The 16,883-nt window shown below is 62.5% G+C and carries 12 protein-coding genes; 3 read left to right on the top strand and 9 right to left on the bottom strand.

What is annotated here, in order from left to right; all coding sequences use genetic code 11:
* Positions 1–244: 244 nt before the first annotated feature.
* Positions 245–1,141 carry a 3-keto-disaccharide hydrolase gene (locus tag ACW9KT_RS20390; protein ID WP_457083859.1) on the top strand — a complete coding sequence of 299 codons (897 nt, stop codon included), beginning with the start codon at positions 245–247 and terminating at the stop codon, positions 1,139–1,141.
* A 23-nt stretch (positions 1,142–1,164) separates the two neighbouring features.
* Here the strand turns inward: ACW9KT_RS20390 and ACW9KT_RS20385 are convergent, their stop codons facing one another.
* The 9 genes from ACW9KT_RS20385 to ACW9KT_RS20345 all read right to left on the bottom strand — a co-directional run bounded on the left by ACW9KT_RS20385 (position 1,165) and on the right by ACW9KT_RS20345 (position 10,345).
* On the bottom strand, positions 1,165–1,935 hold the full coding sequence (locus tag ACW9KT_RS20385; protein ID WP_457083857.1) for a 3-keto-disaccharide hydrolase: 771 nt from the start codon (positions 1,933–1,935) through the stop codon (positions 1,165–1,167).
* Positions 1,936–1,965: 30 nt separating this feature from the next.
* The gene (locus ACW9KT_RS20380) at positions 1,966–2,853 is read right to left on the bottom strand and encodes a hydroxypyruvate isomerase family protein (RefSeq protein ID WP_457083855.1); all 888 of its coding nucleotides are present in this window, start codon (positions 2,851–2,853) and stop codon (positions 1,966–1,968) included.
* Between the two features lie 8 nt (positions 2,854–2,861).
* Positions 2,862–4,115: a nucleoside permease gene (locus ACW9KT_RS20375; protein WP_457083853.1), complete on the bottom strand. Its 1,254-nt coding sequence runs from the start codon at positions 4,113–4,115 to the stop codon at positions 2,862–2,864.
* Positions 4,116–4,389: 274 nt separating this feature from the next.
* Positions 4,390–4,860, bottom strand: a complete 471-nt coding sequence (locus ACW9KT_RS20370; RefSeq protein WP_457083852.1) for a c-type cytochrome — start codon at positions 4,858–4,860, stop codon at positions 4,390–4,392.
* A gap of 19 nt (positions 4,861–4,879) precedes the next feature.
* A complete protein-coding gene (locus ACW9KT_RS20365; protein ID WP_457083850.1) occupies positions 4,880–5,932 on the bottom strand; it encodes a sugar phosphate isomerase/epimerase family protein in 1,053 nt (350 codons plus the stop codon).
* 6 nt (positions 5,933–5,938) lie between these two features.
* Positions 5,939–7,090 carry a Gfo/Idh/MocA family protein gene (locus ACW9KT_RS20360; protein ID WP_457083848.1) on the bottom strand — a complete coding sequence of 384 codons (1,152 nt, stop codon included), beginning with the start codon at positions 7,088–7,090 and terminating at the stop codon, positions 5,939–5,941.
* Positions 7,091–7,108: 18 nt separating this feature from the next.
* A complete protein-coding gene (locus tag ACW9KT_RS20355; RefSeq protein ID WP_457083846.1) occupies positions 7,109–7,723 on the bottom strand; it encodes a gluconate 2-dehydrogenase subunit 3 family protein in 615 nt (204 codons plus the stop codon).
* 18 nt (positions 7,724–7,741) lie between these two features.
* Positions 7,742–9,418 carry a GMC oxidoreductase gene (locus ACW9KT_RS20350; RefSeq protein ID WP_457083844.1) on the bottom strand — a complete coding sequence of 559 codons (1,677 nt, stop codon included), beginning with the start codon at positions 9,416–9,418 and terminating at the stop codon, positions 7,742–7,744.
* A 42-nt stretch (positions 9,419–9,460) separates the two neighbouring features.
* A complete protein-coding gene (locus ACW9KT_RS20345) occupies positions 9,461–10,345 on the bottom strand; it encodes a sugar phosphate isomerase/epimerase family protein (protein WP_457083842.1) in 885 nt (294 codons plus the stop codon).
* A 740-nt stretch (positions 10,346–11,085) separates the two neighbouring features.
* Here ACW9KT_RS20345 and ACW9KT_RS20340 point away from each other — a divergent pair.
* Both ACW9KT_RS20340 and ACW9KT_RS20335 read left to right on the top strand, forming a co-directional pair.
* The gene (locus ACW9KT_RS20340) at positions 11,086–15,723 is read left to right on the top strand and encodes a T9SS type B sorting domain-containing protein (RefSeq protein ID WP_457083840.1); all 4,638 of its coding nucleotides are present in this window, start codon (positions 11,086–11,088) and stop codon (positions 15,721–15,723) included.
* 70 nt (positions 15,724–15,793) lie between these two features.
* Positions 15,794–16,765: a PorP/SprF family type IX secretion system membrane protein gene (locus ACW9KT_RS20335; RefSeq protein ID WP_457083838.1), complete on the top strand. Its 972-nt coding sequence runs from the start codon at positions 15,794–15,796 to the stop codon at positions 16,763–16,765.
* Positions 16,766–16,883: the final 118 nt, after the last annotated feature.

The following is a 16,883-nucleotide window of genomic DNA, read 5'->3' as shown; positions in this document are numbered from 1 at the left end:
CAAGGGTGCCGGGGCGTGTCATAGCTGCGAGCAAATTCGCCCCAGCGCAGCCCCGGTGCGCTTGCGGGTACTGGCTACTTTTAGCGGCTCAGCCAGCGTACCAGGGGAAGCGGCCGTGCTTCAGGTTGGAAGCCAGATGCTCCGGCATTACAATCAGGTCGGACGCCTCAATACTAGGTATTGTCTAGGCGCCACAAAAGAGTAGCTTTGATTTCCTCCTAGACTCTGCGCAGTGCTTCGTATCATGAGAAAATACATAACCCTGGTGCTAGGCGCTACGCTGCTGTTTATTTCCACTTCATCTACGGCGCCGCGCGGCTGGGAGCCGCTGCTCGATAAGCAATTGAGTAAGTGGCGGACCTTCCAAAGCTACCGCCACCAGGTCGACTACAAAGGTAAGCAACCCACCGACGCCCAGGGCAAGGAAATTGCGCCCCTGGGCTACGACAAAAACGAGGCAAACGTCTTCTCAGTCGTGCTGCAGGAGGGCGAGCCGGTGCTGCGCATAAGCGGGGAGATCTACGGCTGCGTGTTCACCAAGCAGGACTTTACTAACTACGCCCTCAAGTTGAAAGTAAAGTGGGGAGAGAAGAAGTGGGTACCCCGCATCGACGAGCCCCGCGACAGCGGCATTCTCTACAACAGCCAGGGCGAGTGCGGCGTAGACTACTGGCATAGCTGGATGCTGAGCCAAGAATTTCAAGTATCCGAGTACGCGAAGGGCAAGGCTATGGGCGACTTCTGGTGCATCGCCAACTCTACGGCCGACATTAGGGCCACGCCAAACGAAACCAAGGACGGGCTGAAATACGACCCCACCGCGGTACCTGTCACCTTCGGCCGGGGAGGCCCCGGCTTTTGCCAGGCCTCAGCCAACAACGGCGTACCTAGGGGGCAGTGGGATGAGTTGGAACTCATTCATGTAAACGGCAAGAGCGTCCACATCGTGAATGGCCGGGTAGTGCTGGCCGTCAACAACTCGGGCTACTCGGAAGATGGCCAGCGCCTGCCACTCACGCACGGCAAAATTCAGCTGCAGAGCGAAGCCGCCGAAGTGTACTACAAGGGCATCATGATCAAGCCCCTGGATGCTATGCCGGCCGAGTACGCCAAGTATTTCAGCGACCAGCCATCCAAGTAATCCAACATTTGCCCCCAAGAAGCTTATAACTCCCGAACCCAGATGTTGCGGAAGCTGATGGGCTCGCTGGGGTCGCCGTGGGCCTGCAGTTTAATGGGGGCGGGGCCGTGTTGTTGGTACTTGGGCTTGCCTTCATAAATAGTAGGACCGGCCAAAGCGACGTTGTTCTGGACCACTACCCCGTTGAAAATCACCGTCACGCGGGCGGGAAACTGCACCGAACCATCGGCCTTAAAGGTGGGCGCTGTCCAGAGCACGTCGTAGGACTGCCACTCGCCGGGCTTACGGGTGGGGTTCGCCAGGGGAATCAACTGCTTGTAGATGCTGCCGGCCATGCCATTCGCGTAGGTCTTGTTCTGGTAAGAGTCCAGAATCTGGAGCTCGTAGCCCAGGTCGCCTTTGCCCAGCGAAGCCAGAAACACGCCGCTGTTGCCGCGCTCCTGCCCCGTACCGGTAATACCCGCCGGCACGCGCCACTCCAGGTGCAGCTGGTAGTTGGTGAAGGTGCGCTTGGTTTCGATGTTGCCGGCGGCTTTATCCACGGTAAAAATGCCCCCCGCAACCTTCCACTTAGCGGGTATGTTGCGGTCATCGGCCGAAACCCACTGCGTTAAGTCCTTGCCATCGAACAGCACCAGCGCATCCGAGGGCGGAGGGAGGAATTGCGGGCTGGCGGCTACTGCTTTGGGCACTGGCCCCCACACCTCCGTGTCTTCTGGTTTTGGTTTTGCCGGTTGCTGAGCCATTAATGAAGAGTTGAAAAGGAGAGCGGAAGCGAGGACAGCAAGGCGCATAGAATGCTTGGTGAAGTAGAAAGATGACGGTTATACGTCGCAAAGCTGAACGGCCTGGCGTAAGGAAGCGAGCTTATCAGCTTTTTGCGGGATGAATTCCTGGGCTACGTAGCCTTTGTAGCCCGTGGCCACAATGGCGCGCATAATGGCCGGATAGTTCAGCTCCTGGGTTTCGTCAAGCTCGTGGCGGCCCGGCACCCCGGCCGTGTGGTAGTGAGCAATGTAGGGGTGATACTCCGTGAGCGTACGGATCACATCGCCCTCATCGATTTGCATGTGGTAGATGTCGTAGAGCAGCTTGAAGTTCTCGGAGCCCAGCCGCTTGGTCAGCTCCACGCCCCAGGCTGTACGGTCGCACTGGTAGTCTTTGTGGTCGATTTTGCTGTTGAGCAGCTCCATTACCAGCACCACTTTATGCTGGGCGGCCAGCTTGACCAGCGGCCGAAGTCCCTGCACGCAGTTCGTCCAGCCTGCTTCGTCCGTCAGGCCCCGGCGGCTGCCGCTAAAGCAAATCAGGTTCTGGTAGCCGGCCTGGGCTACCAAGGGAATCATGGTGGCGTACTGCTGCTGCAGGCGCGCGTGAAACTGCGGGTCGTTGAAGCCGTCGGTCAGGTTGATTTCGGCCCCGTTGCACATGGGCGAGTCCAGCCCATACTTTTTGAGCGTGGGCCAGTCCTGGGGGCCAACCAGGTCGATGCCTTGGAGGCCCATTTCCTGGGCTGCCGCGCAAAGCTTTTCGAGCGGCAAATCCTGGAAGCACCATCGGCACACCGACTGTTTGAGGTTGTTTTTCACCGGGGTATGCTGTCCGGGGGGCTTTTCATCGGTCGTGCCGGCGCTGGCTATGCCCAGCGTACCGACGGCGGCAGTGCTGGTGAGGAGGCCTTTCAAAGCAGTTCGTCGGTTCCAGAGGGCCATACAATCAGTTATTTAGCTTGGGCCAGCTCGAGGGCGGCATCGTAGGGGGCGGGCTCCGTAGCCGGGGCCTGCGGGCGGTCCTTGAACAAGAGCAGGAACAGCACCACCACTGCCCCGGCGATACTGGCCGGAATCAGCCAGATCATGCGCCAGTCATGCACGCCCTCGGAGAGCTGGTAATTATCAAAAATGCGCCCCGAAAGCAGCGTGCCGATCAGCATGCCCACGCCGTAGGTGGCCAGGGTGATAAAACCCTGAGCCGAGCTTTTAAACCGCTCCCCGGCCAGGTTATCGGTATAAATCTGGCCCGTGACGAAGAAGAAGTCGTAGCAGATACCGTGCAGCACGATGCCGGCAATCAGCATCCAGTAGTTGCTTTGCCCGTCGCCGTAGGCGAAGAATACGTAGCGCACCACCCAGGCCAGCATGCCAATGGCCAGCATTTTTTTTACTCCCAGGCGGGTGAAGAAAAACGGAATCAGCAGCATAAACAGCAGCTCCGAAACCTGCCCCAGGCTTTGCACGCCGGCGGCGGCTTTCATGCCAACCTCATTCAGAAACGGGTTGGTAAAGCCGTAGTAAAAAGCCAGCGGAATGCAGATGGCAATGGAAGCCAGAAAGAAAATAAGGTAGGAGCGGTTTTTCAGCAGCCCGATGGCATCCAGGCCCAGCATATCGCCGAGGGATGTGGACTGACCACGTTTTACGGGTGGGGTGGCTGGCAGGGTGAAGCTAAACAAACCCAGCAGGGCTGAGGCGCTGGCCGCCATGAGAAAAGTGGCCCGCAGGCTGCCGCTTTGCTCCCAGTTCAGCCAGCCGATGGTCAGGCCCGCTACTATCCAGCCCAGCGTGCCCAGCACCCGAATGGTGGCAAACTCCTTCTGCGGATTCTGCATTTGCCGGAAAGCAATAGAGTTCACCAAGGCCAGCGTGGGCATGTACAGAATCATGTATGTCAGGATGTTGGGGTAAAAAGAACCGAAGTCTGGCGAGGAGGAGGCGCGCCAGAGCAGCAGCGCCCCGGCCAGATGCAGCACCCCCAGAATTTTCTGGGCCGAGAAAAACCGGTCGGCAATCAGGCCAATGATGAACGGGGCCACAATGGCGCCGATGGACTGCGTCAAAAAGGCTACCCCCACCTGGGTACCCGTCGCGCTGAGGTTGCGCAGCAGGTAGGTGCCCAAGGTCACAAACCACGCCCCCCAGATGAAAAACTCCAGGAACATCATGATGGACAGCTTAATCCGGATGGAGGAATTCATGGCTGGGAAGGTTTGGTGGTGGGGTTAGGAAATGAAGCGGCTTGTAATGCCTTATGTGTTTTAGCGCGTCACGTAGAGGCGGAGCACATTACTCACCCCGTTTGTCATCCTGACGAAGGAAGGACCTTATGGCCGATGAACGACTAGCATAGCAATGACTTGTGCTGCGGTGAGAAGGTCCTTCCTTCGTCAGGATGACAACTTTTTTAAATAAATACTCTGGCAACATCAGCATGCGAGATGCTGCGCTCTGTATGATGAACTAGGTCTTATCTTACTTTAGGGTAAGAATATAGCGGGCCATTTCCTCGGCATCAGCCTTCGATATAGCGGGGTGGGGCGTCATGGCGATATCGCCCCAGTTGCCTTTGCCGCCGTTGATAATTTTGCCCCCCAGCATGGTGATGTTGGCTTCCGTGGCCGGGTATTTCTGGGCGACGGCCTGGTAAGCGGGGCCGAGGAGCTTTTCATTTACGCGGTGGCAGCTGGCACAGTCGCTGCTTTCCATGAGCTTGGCGCCCTTGGCCAGCGCTCCCCCGGTAGGCCCGGTCCCGATTTTGGTGACGCTGGTATCTATCTGGGGCTGGTGGGCGACGGCACTGACGTTGGCGCCCGTGGTGCTGTCGGTGTTCATGGTTTCTGCGGGTTCCGCCAGGGTGTATTTCTCCCGGGAGGCTCTAGGGGAGTCGGAGCTGCAGGCCGCGAGCGCGGCGCCCAAGCTCAGGAGCAGCAAGATGTTGTTCATAGGAGATAGGGCGGGGTAGTTAAAGACCTAATAAGGCTTTGTTATGGGCTTCATCGGTGCCGGCGGCGGCGAAATCATCGAAGGCTTTGTCGGTGACGCGGATGATGTGGTCGCGGATGAAGGCGGCGCCTTCGCGGGCCCCGTCTTCGGGGTGCTTGAGGGCGCACTCCCACTCCAGCACGGCCCAGCCCGGAAAGTCGTACTGGGCCATTTTGCTGAAAACGGCCTTGAAATCTACCTGCCCGTCGCCCAGGGAGCGGAAGCGGCCGGCGCGGTTCACCCAGCTTTGGTAGCCCCCATACACGCCCTGCCGGCCCGTCGGGTTGAACTCCGCATCCTTGACGTGAAAGGCCCGAATCCGCTCGTGGTAGATGTCGAGGTAGGCCAGGTAATCCAGGCATTGGAGCACAAAGTGGGACGGGTCGTAGAGCAGGCAGGCCCGGGGGTGGTGCTGCACCTTGTCGAGGAACAGCTCGTAGCTGATGCCGTCGTGCAGGTCCTCGCCGGGGTGAATCTCGTAGCACACATCGACCCCGCACTCATCGAAGGTTTGCAGGATGGGCAGCCAGCGGCGGGCCAGCTCGTCGAAGCCCGAATCGACCAAGCCGGCGGGGCGCTGGGGCCAGGGGTAGACCAGGGGCCAGAGCAAGGCCCCGCTAAAGGTGGCATGGGCTGTCAGGCCCAGGTTCTGGGAGGCTTGGGCGGCGTACTTTAGCTGTTGCACGGCCCATGCTTGCCGGGCCTGGGGGTTGCCGCGCACGGCAGCGGGCGCAAACCCATCAAAGAGCGAGTCGTACGCCGGGTTCACGGCGACCAGCTGGCCCTGCAAGTGGGTAGAAAGCTCCGTGATTTCCAGCCCCGCGGCCTGCACGATGCCTTTCACCTCGTCGGCGTAGGTTTGGCTTGCGGCGGCTTTTTGTAGATCGATAAAGCGGCAATCCAGCGTCGGCAGCTGCACGCCCTGGTAGCCCAGACCTTTGGCCCATTCGCAGATGGAAGCCAAGCTGTTGAAGGGCGGCTGATCCGAAATGAATTGCGCCAGGAAAATCGCGGGGCCTTGGATGGTTTTCATGGGCGGCTAGACGGTAAACTCAGTCCACTTCTGATTGGAGCGTCCCGAGGCAATGACGTTTTCAATGAAGGCCATGCCCCGCACGCCTTCCTCAATACCGGGATAATCGAGGGCTTCGGGCGGGGCCGCTTGGCCTCCCAGCTCGGCTTGCAGGCTCAGGGCGAAGTTGCGGTAGAGGTTGGCAAAGGCTTCGAGGTAGCCTTCCGGGTGCCCGGCCGGCGTGCGGGTGTTGTGGCGGGCGGAGGAGCTCAGGTAGCTCGCCCCGGTCCGCCGGATTTCCGTGGGTCGATCCAGCCACTTTACTAGGAGAGTGTTGGCGTCGGCCTGCTGCCATTCCAGGCCGCCTCGGTCGCCGTACACTCGCAGGCGCACGTTGTTTTCCTCCCCCGCCGCTACCTGCGTAGCTACCAGCATGCCGCTGGCCCCACCCGATAGGCGGAGCAGCACGGCCCCATCATCGTCGAGCTGGCGGCCCGGTACTACCGTGTTGATATCGGCACAAAGCTGGGTGACGGATAAACCAGTGACGTATTCCAGCAGGTTGAAGGCGTGGGTGCCGATGTCGCCCATGGCGCCGGCCACGCCGCTGCGGGCGGGGTCGGTGCGCCAGGCGGCTTGCTTGTTGTCGGCGCCTTCCGCGAAGTTGCTCAGCCAGCCCTGGGGGTACTCCACGTAGGCTTTGCGCACGGGGCCCAGCTCGCCGGCGGCTATTAGCTGCCGCGCCTCCTTCACCATGGCGTAGCCGGTGTAGGTGTGGGTTAGGCAGAACCGGCCGCAGCTGGCGGCGACCACCGCTTGCAGCTGCTTGGCTTCAGCCAGCGAAAAGGTCATGGGCTTGTCTAGGATAACGTGAAAGCCGTTTTCCAGGGCCAGCTTGGCGGGGGCGAAGTGCAGGTGGTTGGGGGTCACGATGGACAAGACCTGCACGCGCTCGTCGGCTGGCAGGGCTTTCTCCCGCTCGATCAATTCCTGATACGACCCATACACGCGGTCGGCGGACAGGCCCAGGAGATGGCCGCTGGCGCGGGAGGTGTCGGGGTTGCTGCTGAAGGCGCCAGCTACCAACTCGTAGAGGCCATCAAGGGCGGCGGCATGGCGGTGCACGGCGCCAATAAACGCCCCCTGGCCACCACCAATCATGCCTAGTCGTAGTTTCATGCCTTCCAAGGTCGCAGATTAAGTGGTAGCCCAGGCTTTGTCGCCCTTTTTGTAGGGTACGCAGCCATCGTACTTGCCCGGCACGGGGGTATAGCGCAGGGCTTTGGTGCTGCCGACCTCGGAGGTAAAGTACCCCAGCAAGGTCAATTCCTTGATCATGCGGAAGTAATGGTTGGGCGCCCCCGGCGTTTTGGTCTTGCCATAGTTCTTTTGCTCGGCATCAAGGGACGTGAGCAGAGCAGTGCGCTGAGCAGCGTCCGATTCCAGAAAACCTTTGCCGTTCTGCTTCTTGGAAGCTTCTTCCAGCTGCGTCAGCCCCTTCAAAAATATCTGCTGATCCTTCGGCTGGTAGCAGTCGCGCACCATCACGGCCATAAAACCACCCACGTCGGCGGCTTTGGCGCCTGGGGATGAGGTCGTTGGCAGAATCGTGTCGCCCACTTCATTCAGGTAAGCGACTTGCTCCTGATTGAGAATTGGTTTGACTTCTTTGGCCGCGGGGGGGCTTTTTTTCGCTGTTTTGACTTCCTTTTCCTGGCTCGGGGCGGAGCAGCCGGTGAGGAAATAATCGGCGCCGATAATGGTGCCGCCCATGATGAGGGCTACCCGGCCTAATGCGTCTCTTCTATTCATAATGCGGCGGATGATGAATTAGATGTTCTGCTTTTTCAACTCCCCTACCGCGTGATCTACGGCCCGCGCAGTCAGGGCCATGTAGGTTAGCGAGGGGTTCTGGCAGGCCGCCGAGGTCATGCAGGCCCCGTCCGTGACGTACACGTTGGGCGCATCCCACACCTGATTGTGCTGGTTGAGCACGGAGGTTTTGGGGTCGCGGCCCATGCGGGCGGTACCCATCTCGTGGATGCCGCCGCCCATGTTGTAGCCGTTGTTGTAGGTTTTTACGTTTTCCAGGCCCGCCTTTTCCAACATTTCCTGCGCATCCTGCATCATGTCGATGCGCATTTTCTGCTCATTGTCGCGGATGCTGGCGTCGATGGCCAGCACGGGCAGGCCCCACTTGTCCTTCTGGGTTTTGTCGAGGTAAGCGCGGTTGTCGTGGTAGGGGAGGGTTTCGCCAAAGGCACCCAGGCCCATGGTCCACTGGCCAGGCTCGGTGAGGGCATCCTTGAAGTCCCCGCCGATGCTCATTTCGGCAATCTCCCGGCTCCAGCCCTCGCGGCCGGCGCCGCCCTGGTAGCCGAAGCCGCGGATGTAGTCGCGCTTGTCGCCAAACAGGTTGCGGAAGCGCGGCACGTAAATACCGTTGGCCCGGCGTCCGTACACGTACTTATCCTCGTAGCCGGGCATGGTGCCGTGGGCGCCCGCCCGGAAGTGGTGGTCCATCAGGTTGTGGCCCAGCTCCCCGCTGCTGCTGCCCAGGCCCTCGGGCCACACGTCGGTGGCGGAGTTCATCAGCACCCAGGCCGAGTTCAGCGTGGAGGCGTTCAGGAAGATAATCTTGGCGAAGTACTCGTAGGTCTGGTTGGTTTCCGCGTCGAGCACTTCCACGCCCTTGGCCCGCTTGGTGTCCTTGTCGTACAGGATTTTGGTGACGATGGAAAACGGCCGCAGCGTGAGGTTACCGGTAGCCAGGGCGGGGGGCAAACTGGCCGACTGCGTGCTGAAGTAAGCGCCAAACGAGCAGCCCACCCAGCACTTATTGCGGTACTGGCAGCTGGTGCGGTTGTTATGGCTTTGGGTGATGTTGGCCGTGCGGCCAATGACCATGTGGCGGTTTTTGAAGTTCTTCCTGATGCGGGCCGCCACGTCCTTCTCCACGCAGTTCATCTCCATGGGGGGCATAAACTCACCGTCGGGGAGCTGGGGCAGGCCGTCGCGGTTGCCGCTGATGCCGGCAAATTTCTCCACCCGGCTGTACCAGGGCGCCAGATCCTGGTAGCGGATGGGCCAGTCCACGGCTATGCCGTCCTTGGCATTGGCCTCGAAGTCGTAGTCGCTCCAGCGGTACGACTGCCGGCCCCAGGTCAGAGAGCGCCCCCCCACCTGGTAGCCCCGAAACCAGTCGAAGGGCTTCACCTCCACGTAGGGGCTTTCCTTCTCGTTTACCCAGAAGTCCAGGTTGCTCTCGTTCAGCGTGTAGTCGCGCTGCAGTACCGGGTAGTCCTCTATCATCTGCTGGGTTTTCCCCCCGCGGTGCGGCAATTCCCAGGGCGCCTTGTTGGCGTTCACGTAGTCTTTCACGTGCTCTACGTTGCGGCCCCGCTCCAGCATAATGGTCTTCAAGCCTTTCTCGGTCAGCTCTTTCGCGGCCAAGCCGCCCGAAATGCCGGACCCGATGACGATGGCATCGTAGGTTTTCTTTTCCATAGGGGAAGGGGTAGAGGAATGGAAGCAGGAATCTGGGCGGGGCTACACCAGGGTGCGTTTGATGTGGGTGATGCTTTTCTGGATGCTGTCGAAGGGGGAGCCGGGCGTTTGGTCCTGCTCGACGAAGTAGTACTTCAGGCCCGCCCTGCCGGCCTGGGCAAAGATTTTTTTGAAGTCGATGACCCCGCTGCCGACTTCCGTGAAGTGCTGCTTGGGCGTGCTGTCCATGTCCTTCACGTGCCAGAGCGGAAACCGGCCGGGGTGCTGCTGAAACAGGTCCACCGGGTCTTTCCCCGCTTTCACGGTCCAGTACAAGTCCAGCTCCATCTTCACCAGCCCCTTATCCGTGGCGCTGAGCAGCAAATCGTAGGGCACCTGGCCATTCTGGGGGGCAAACTCGAAGTCGTGGTTGTGGTAACACATTTGGATGCCGGCATTCTTGGCCCGCTCCCCGGCCTTGCTAAGCTGGTCGGCCACGTATTTGTAGTGGTCGAGGCCCCCGCGCTCGGCTTCCGACAGGTAAGCGCATACCATGTACTTGACGCCCGCCTGGGCGGCATCATCCACGGCTTTGTCCCAGCCGTGGAGCATGGTGCCCGGCACGGGCTGCCCTTTTTCCTGCTCCTCGCCTAAGCGGTAATGGCTGCTGGGCATAATGAGGCCATGCTGCTTGAGCAGGCCGGCGAATGCCGGGGGCGTCAGGCCGTAGAACTTCTGGCTGCCCGTGTAGGTGGCGCCTTCCACCGAGTTGTAGCCCAGCTTAGCTACCCGGGCCAGCGTGCCCGCCGGGTCCTGTTGCATGGCCGCCCGCACGGTGTACAGCTGCAGGCCAATATAGGACCTGGGCGCGGCCAGCAACGCGGGGGCAACCAGGGCGCCGGCGGACAGCAGGGCGGCGGACTTCACAAAGGAACGGCGAGAGGTCATAGAGGAAATTAGGTAGGGAAGGGGAGAGGAAGCGGGCGTACCGGGGAGCAGAGAGCAGCACGCGACCGGGGCCGGCGCGCGGGGCGGCCCTACCGACCCTGAGCTGCCTATTCACGATCAGCCGGCGCTCCGCATAGGGTGTATGGTTGGCCAATTTATCCTTCCTTTTTCCGGTAATGCAAGCTTTTTTCCCGGGTAGCCGCTGGGTCTAGGGAAGAGGTTAGCTGGGTTTTAGCGCTTAGGGCACAAGCCCGGGAGGAGGATATTTTGGCGCTGGGGGGCATTTTTCGTTTTCCCAGGGCTTGTCTTACTCGGATAAAAAACAAGGCCGCCGCCAGCTCGACGGCAGATGTTTTTTGGCGGGTAGCGCTCAGGGGGGGGGGCGGGGGCTCGGCCGCTCTAAGCTGCCAAGCTTGACCGCCGCGGGTTAACCTGCAACCCGCCCCGGGGCTGCGGGCTAGCGCGGGGAAAGGGCAGATTAACTTCTCCCGCAGCATTCAGGTCAGGGGTGGACCCTGGCTTGGGCCAGCGGTATTGCGTCGCTTCCCCGGCTCAGTTGCCGGCCAACGGCACTATTCGGGCATTGCCTGGTACAAAACTGGCTGGCAGTGACTAGCTTTACTGAAACCCGCGGGCCGCGTATTGTGCGCAGCAATAACTAGCCCGCCGGCTCCGTTCCTAAAGGACGGCGAGCGGAGCTTCACTACCCGCTTGATTGTCCGCCTCTTACCTGCTCCACTATGCCCGCAGAGTTACCGCGTCCTATCTTATCTGCTCCTGCTATTTCTTCCTTCCTGGCTGTTAAGTCAGGCCCGCTCGCGGGCGTCCGCTGGCCCTTAAGCTGGCGGGCCCGGCTCGGGGTGGGTTGGCTGCTCGTGCTGCTGGTGCTGCTGAGCGGGGCGCTCACCCCGGCCTGGGCCCAGGGAACCCCGCCCCCGGAGTGCGCGGCTGATGAAAAGTTTGCCAACACCTGGTACTTCGGCTTTAAGGCAGGGCTGGACTTCAACCAAGCCACTGATTCCATTCCGCCCACGGTACTCACCAACAGCGCGATGGATGCCCCAGCTGGTTCCGGAGTAATGTCGGATGGCAACGGCGAAATCCTGTTCTACAGCAATGGCGAAACCGTTTGGAACGGCGACGGTACTGTGATGACCAACGGCACGGGCCTGGCTGGCAACCGCTTCAACACTGACGGCCCCCTCCCCATCAGGCTGCCTGGCAGCCCTCCCCCGACGACGCCGGGCGGGGAGACGCGCTACCTTCTCTTCACGCTGAATAGCACCGTGGGGCTGAGCTATTCGGAAATTGTGATTCCGGCCGGTGGGGGCCCGGGCACGGTAGTAGCCAAAAACACGCCCCTGGCCCGCGGCACGGCGGAGAAGCTAACGGGCGTATTCCATAAAAACGGCTGCGACATCTGGGTTATCACGCACGGCTGGGGCAATGCGACATCCGGCAACGATAACCGCGGCGACGCCTTTCTGGCCTACCGTGTGCGGTTGGTAGCCGGTGGTGTAGGCCCAGTCCTTATCGACGCGCCCGTCATCTCGTCTGTGGGCAGCTTGCACGCAGAGAGCGTATCGCCGGTGGGCTACAAGGGCCAGATGAAAATAACGCCCGATGGCGGTCAGCTGGCTGTGTCCCGCTATAGCGAAGTAGTGGGCGACAGCAGCAGCACCGTGGAGCTATTCAACTTTGATACGGAGACGGGTAATGTGACTGAAAATCCGGATATCCCTTTTATAGTTGATAGCGGCGAAGGCAAATACTACGGTGTGGAGTTTGTACCCGGCAGTAAGTTATACGCCACGGTGATGAGCCCACCCAAGTTATTGCAATTTGATATCAGCGCTCCCAGTACTCCCGGCAGACCCGCTAAGGAGGACATTCCGCTCAACCAAACCACACCCGTCGAGCTGGGGTCCATGCAGGCCGCTCCGGACAATAAGATTTACATAGCCCGCAACAACCAGCCTGCGCTGGGATTCATCGCCTACCCCGATTCGGTAGGAGCAAAAGTGCTCTACGCCGATGATAGCCTGCAGTTGGGCGGCCGCCTGAGTGGCCTAGGCCTGGTCAACTTCAATCAAAGCTCTTTGCTTAGATCCGGTTTCGGGTATCGAATCACGGCTTGCCGGCAGATAAGCTTTCAGCCACCCTCCCTTGATTTCAGCCCACTGTCCTATTTGTGGACCTTTGATGACGGTACTACTTCGTCACTGAAGAACCCTGTTCGCACTTACCCAGCACCCGGTGACTACCGCGTCACCCTGCGCATTACTACTGATTGCTTTTGCCGGGAAACCACGCTCATCATTCGGGTGCCGAACTTGCCCGAGCCGGGCAGCATTGGTGCCCCCCAGGCCCTGTGCGCGGGCACCACGCCAGCCCTGCTTACCAGCACGGTCGGGGGCTCCAGCGACGCCGGCCTGCCCCTGGTCTACCAGTGGGAATCGTCTTCGGACAACGCCACCTTCACTGCCATCGGCGGGGCGACCGGGGCCAGCTACCTGCCCCCCAATACCCTGCCCGTGGGCACGACCTACTTCCGGCGACGCGCTCAGCTGCTGCTGCCTGACGGCTCCGGTCCTTACTGCACGCCCACCTTTACTTCCTCGGTCGCCATCACCGTCAGCCCGGCCGTGACGGCCGGCACCATTGCCGCCGATCAGACCGTGTGCGTCGGCGCCCCCGTGGCGCCCCTGACCAGCACGGCCCCGGCCACCGGTGGCACGGGCACCTTCCTCTACCAGTGGGAGGCGTCGGTGGATAATGGCACCACCTGGGGGGCAATTTCCGGGGCCACGGCTGAGGCCTACGCTCCGGGAGCGCTTACCGCGACGACTTCCTTTCGCCGCCGGGTGACTTCGGGCCCTTGCGCGCCGGTGGTTACGCCCGCGGTCACCGTGACCGTGCTGCCAGCCCTGAGCGCAGGGAGTATCGGCACAGACCAGACGGTCTGCGCGGGCGCAACCCCCGCCCTCCTGACTAGCACGGGCGAGGCCGGGGGCGCGGGCAACATCGCCTACCAGTGGGAGGCATCCCTAGATAACACGACCTGGGCAGCCATTGCTGGCGCCACGGCCGAAACCTACGCGCCGGGCTCGCTCACGACTACCACTTTCTTTCGCCGGCGGGCGAGCTCGGCCAGCGCCTGCGCGCCCGTCTTATCCAATATAATTACTGTCACCGTGTTACCGGCCTTAGCGGCCGGCACCATCGGCGCGGAACAGACCGTCTGTGCTGGGGCTCCCGTCGCGCCCTTGATCAGCACCACGCCGGCCACGGGTGGCACCGGCACTTTCGCTTACCAGTGGGAGTCATCCGGAAATAATGCCGGCTGGACCCCCATCGTGGGGGCTACGGGCGAAACCTACGCGCCGGGCCCGCTGGCTTCGACCACTTACTTCCGGCGGCAGGTAACGTCAGGCAGCTGCGGGTCCGCGTTTACGCCCTCCGTTGCCGTGACCGTGCTGCCCAACCTGACGGCCGGCAGCATTGGGGCCGACCAAGCGCTCTGCGCGGGCGCAACCCCCGCCCTCCTGACTAGCACGGGCGAGGCCGGGGGCGCGGGCAACATTGTCTACCAGTGGGAGTCCTCCCCGGACAATAGTACCTGGACGCCCTTGGGCGGGGCAACGAGCCCGACCTACGCGCCGGGCGCGCTGCCAGCCACGACTTATTTCCGCCGGCGGGCGAGTGCGCCCGGGGCCTGCGCGCCCGTCTTGTCTAATGTCATTACCATCACCGTACTGCCAGCGTTGACAGCCGGCACCATCGGCGCGGACCAGACCATCTGCCCGGGCGCCACCCCCGCTGCCCTAACCAGTGCGGCCCCGGCCACGGGCGGCACGGGCAGCTATAGTTACCAGTGGGAGTCATCCGGGAATAACGCGGGCTGGACCCTTATTCCCGGCGCGATTGGCCCCACGTTCGCGCCCGGCCCACTTACTTCGACCACCTACTTCCGGCGCTCAGTGACTTCGGGCGCTTGTGGATCCACGTTTACACCCTCCGTCGTCGTGACCGTGCTGCCGGCTTTGAATGCCGGCAGCATTGCCGCCGATCAGACGATCTGCGCGGGCGTCACGCCCACGCCCCTGACCAGCACCGGCGAGGCCAGCGGGGGCACTGGCACCTTTACTTACCAGTGGGAGTCGTCGGCGGACACCACCACCTGGGCGGCAATTCCCGGGGCCACCAGCCCCACGTTCGCGCCCGGCGCCCTGACGACCACGACCTACTACCGGCGGCGGGTGACCTCGGGCACGGGCACCTGCGCTACCAGCTTTTCCAACGTGGTGACCATCCAGGTGCAGCCCGTGGTGACGCCCACCGTGAGCTTGGCGCCCCCGCCCGTGCAGTGCCCCGGCACGGCCCTGACTTTTGCGGCCGTGGCGACCAACGCGGGCCCGGCGCCCACCTTTAGCTGGCTGGTCAACAACGTGGCCGTGGCCAGCGGCCCCACCTTCACCAGCACCACCCTGGTTTCGGGCGACCAGGTGCGGGTGGAGGTGACCCCCACCCCGGGGCTGTGCAGCCCCACCGGCCCGGCCGCGGCGACGGTCACGGTGACGCGCACGCCCACGCCCGCGCCCACCCTCGCCATTGCCGTGCAGCCCGACGCCCCGGTTTGCCTGGGCGCGCCTCTGACCTTTACCCTGGCCAGCGTGACCGAGGCTGGCCCCGCCCCCGAGTACCAGTGGCAGGTGAACGGGGCCGACGTGCCCGGGGCCACGGGCCCGGTATTTACCAGCTCCACCCTGCGCGCGGGCCAGACCGTGACGTTGCGCCTGCGCACCGTGAACGCCTGCGCCCAGCCCGTGACGGCCGTCTCCAACGGCGTGCCCGTGCGCATTCAGCCCCCGGTGGACGTGGATGCCGGCCCCGACAAGGAAATCTTGGCGGGCACGACGGTGATACTGGAGGGCCGCGCCGACGGCACCTACCCCGTAACCTGGACCCCGGCGGCGGGCCTGACCATCTCACCCGACGACCCACTGCGGCCCCGGGCTTCGCCCACGGTGACCACGACCTACACCCTCTCGGCCGGGGAGGGGGGCTGCGCCGACTCCGACCAGGTGACAGTGACCGTGCGGCCCCCCATCCGCATTCCCAACGCCTTCACACCCAACGGGGACGGGCGCGACGACACCTGGCAGATTGAGTTTATCGAGCAGTTCCCCGACAACACGGTCACCGTGTTCAACCGCTGGGGCAACCGCATCTTCTCGGCCGAAAACTACAGCCGGGCCAACGAATGGAAGGGCGACATCAACGGCCAGCCCGCCCCGGTGGGCACCTACTACTACGTGGTCACCACCCGGGGTCCCCTGGGCAAGTCCTACAGCGGCTCCATTACGATTCTGTATTAACTCCCGGGCGGGTGGCCCTGAGCGCCACCCGCCCCCTTTCTCTTCGCCGGCTATATAAGGTACTACTGATATGAAAAGAGCTCTATTCTTGCTACTGCTGCCCCTGCTGCTGGCCCTGGCGCCGGCCCGGGCCCAGCAGCAGGCCCAGTACAGCCAGTACATGAACAACAACTACATCCTCAACCCGGGCGCCACGGGCGTGGAGGACTACATCGACGTCAAGCTCAGCTACCGCACCCAGTGGACGGGCCTGGAGGGAGCGCCCAAGACTTACTACGCCAGCGCCAGCTCCTCCCTGGGCAAGTGGCGCACGACCCAGAAGCGCACCCTGCGCGACCGGCGCCGGCCCTTTCACGCCCTGGGCGGGCTGGTGTACCGGGACGAGACCGGCCCCACGAGCCGGACGGGGGCCTACCTGTCCTACGCCTACAACCTGGTGCTGGCCCCCGACCTGCGGGCGGCCCTGGGCGCCTCGGTCGGCATGCAGCAGTTCGCCGTCGACGGGCAGAAGCTGCAGTTCTTCGACCCCACGACCCAGGCGGCCAGCGCCGCCTCCCGGGTGCTGGATGGATCCGTCGGGCTGTGGGTGTACAGCTCCCGCTTCTACGTGGGCTTGTCCGGGGCTCAGCTTCTGGCCAACCGGCTCAACTTCTCCTACGGGCCCGGGCAGTTCGGGGAGGGCGCGCCCGGCAACACCCTGCGGCGCCACTACTTCGCCACGGCCGGGGTGCGTCTGCCCCTAAGCGACGACTGGTCCCTAGTGCCGTCCGTGCTGGTCAAGGCCGTGAACCCGGCCCCCCTCTCGGTGGATATCAACGCCAAGCTTAAGTACCAGGATCTGCTCTGGGTGGGCGCCTCCTGGCGGGCCTTCGACTCGGTTGTGGGCCTGGTGGGCATCAGCTACGAGCAGTTCACCCTGGGCTACTCCTACGATGCGGGCCTGTCCGCCCTGAACGGCTACCACGGCGGCAGCCACGAGGTCTTGCTGGGCCTGCGCCTGAAGAAAAAAGCCCAGACCGTGTGCACCAACCGCTTCTGGTAAAATTCGCCCCCGCCCCGCTGATAAGGCAAGGTCGCCAGGAGGCAGCGCTACAACCGCGGGTCGGCGCTTACCCGGCTGCGGAAGCTGGGTAAGCGCCGACTGCCCCCGGGCTTCTCCC

The sequence above is a fragment of the Hymenobacter sp. HD11105 genome, from assembly GCF_054051685.1.
The sequence above is the reverse complement of the archived record's forward strand: the minus strand, read 5'-3'. Positions and strand labels throughout refer to the sequence as shown.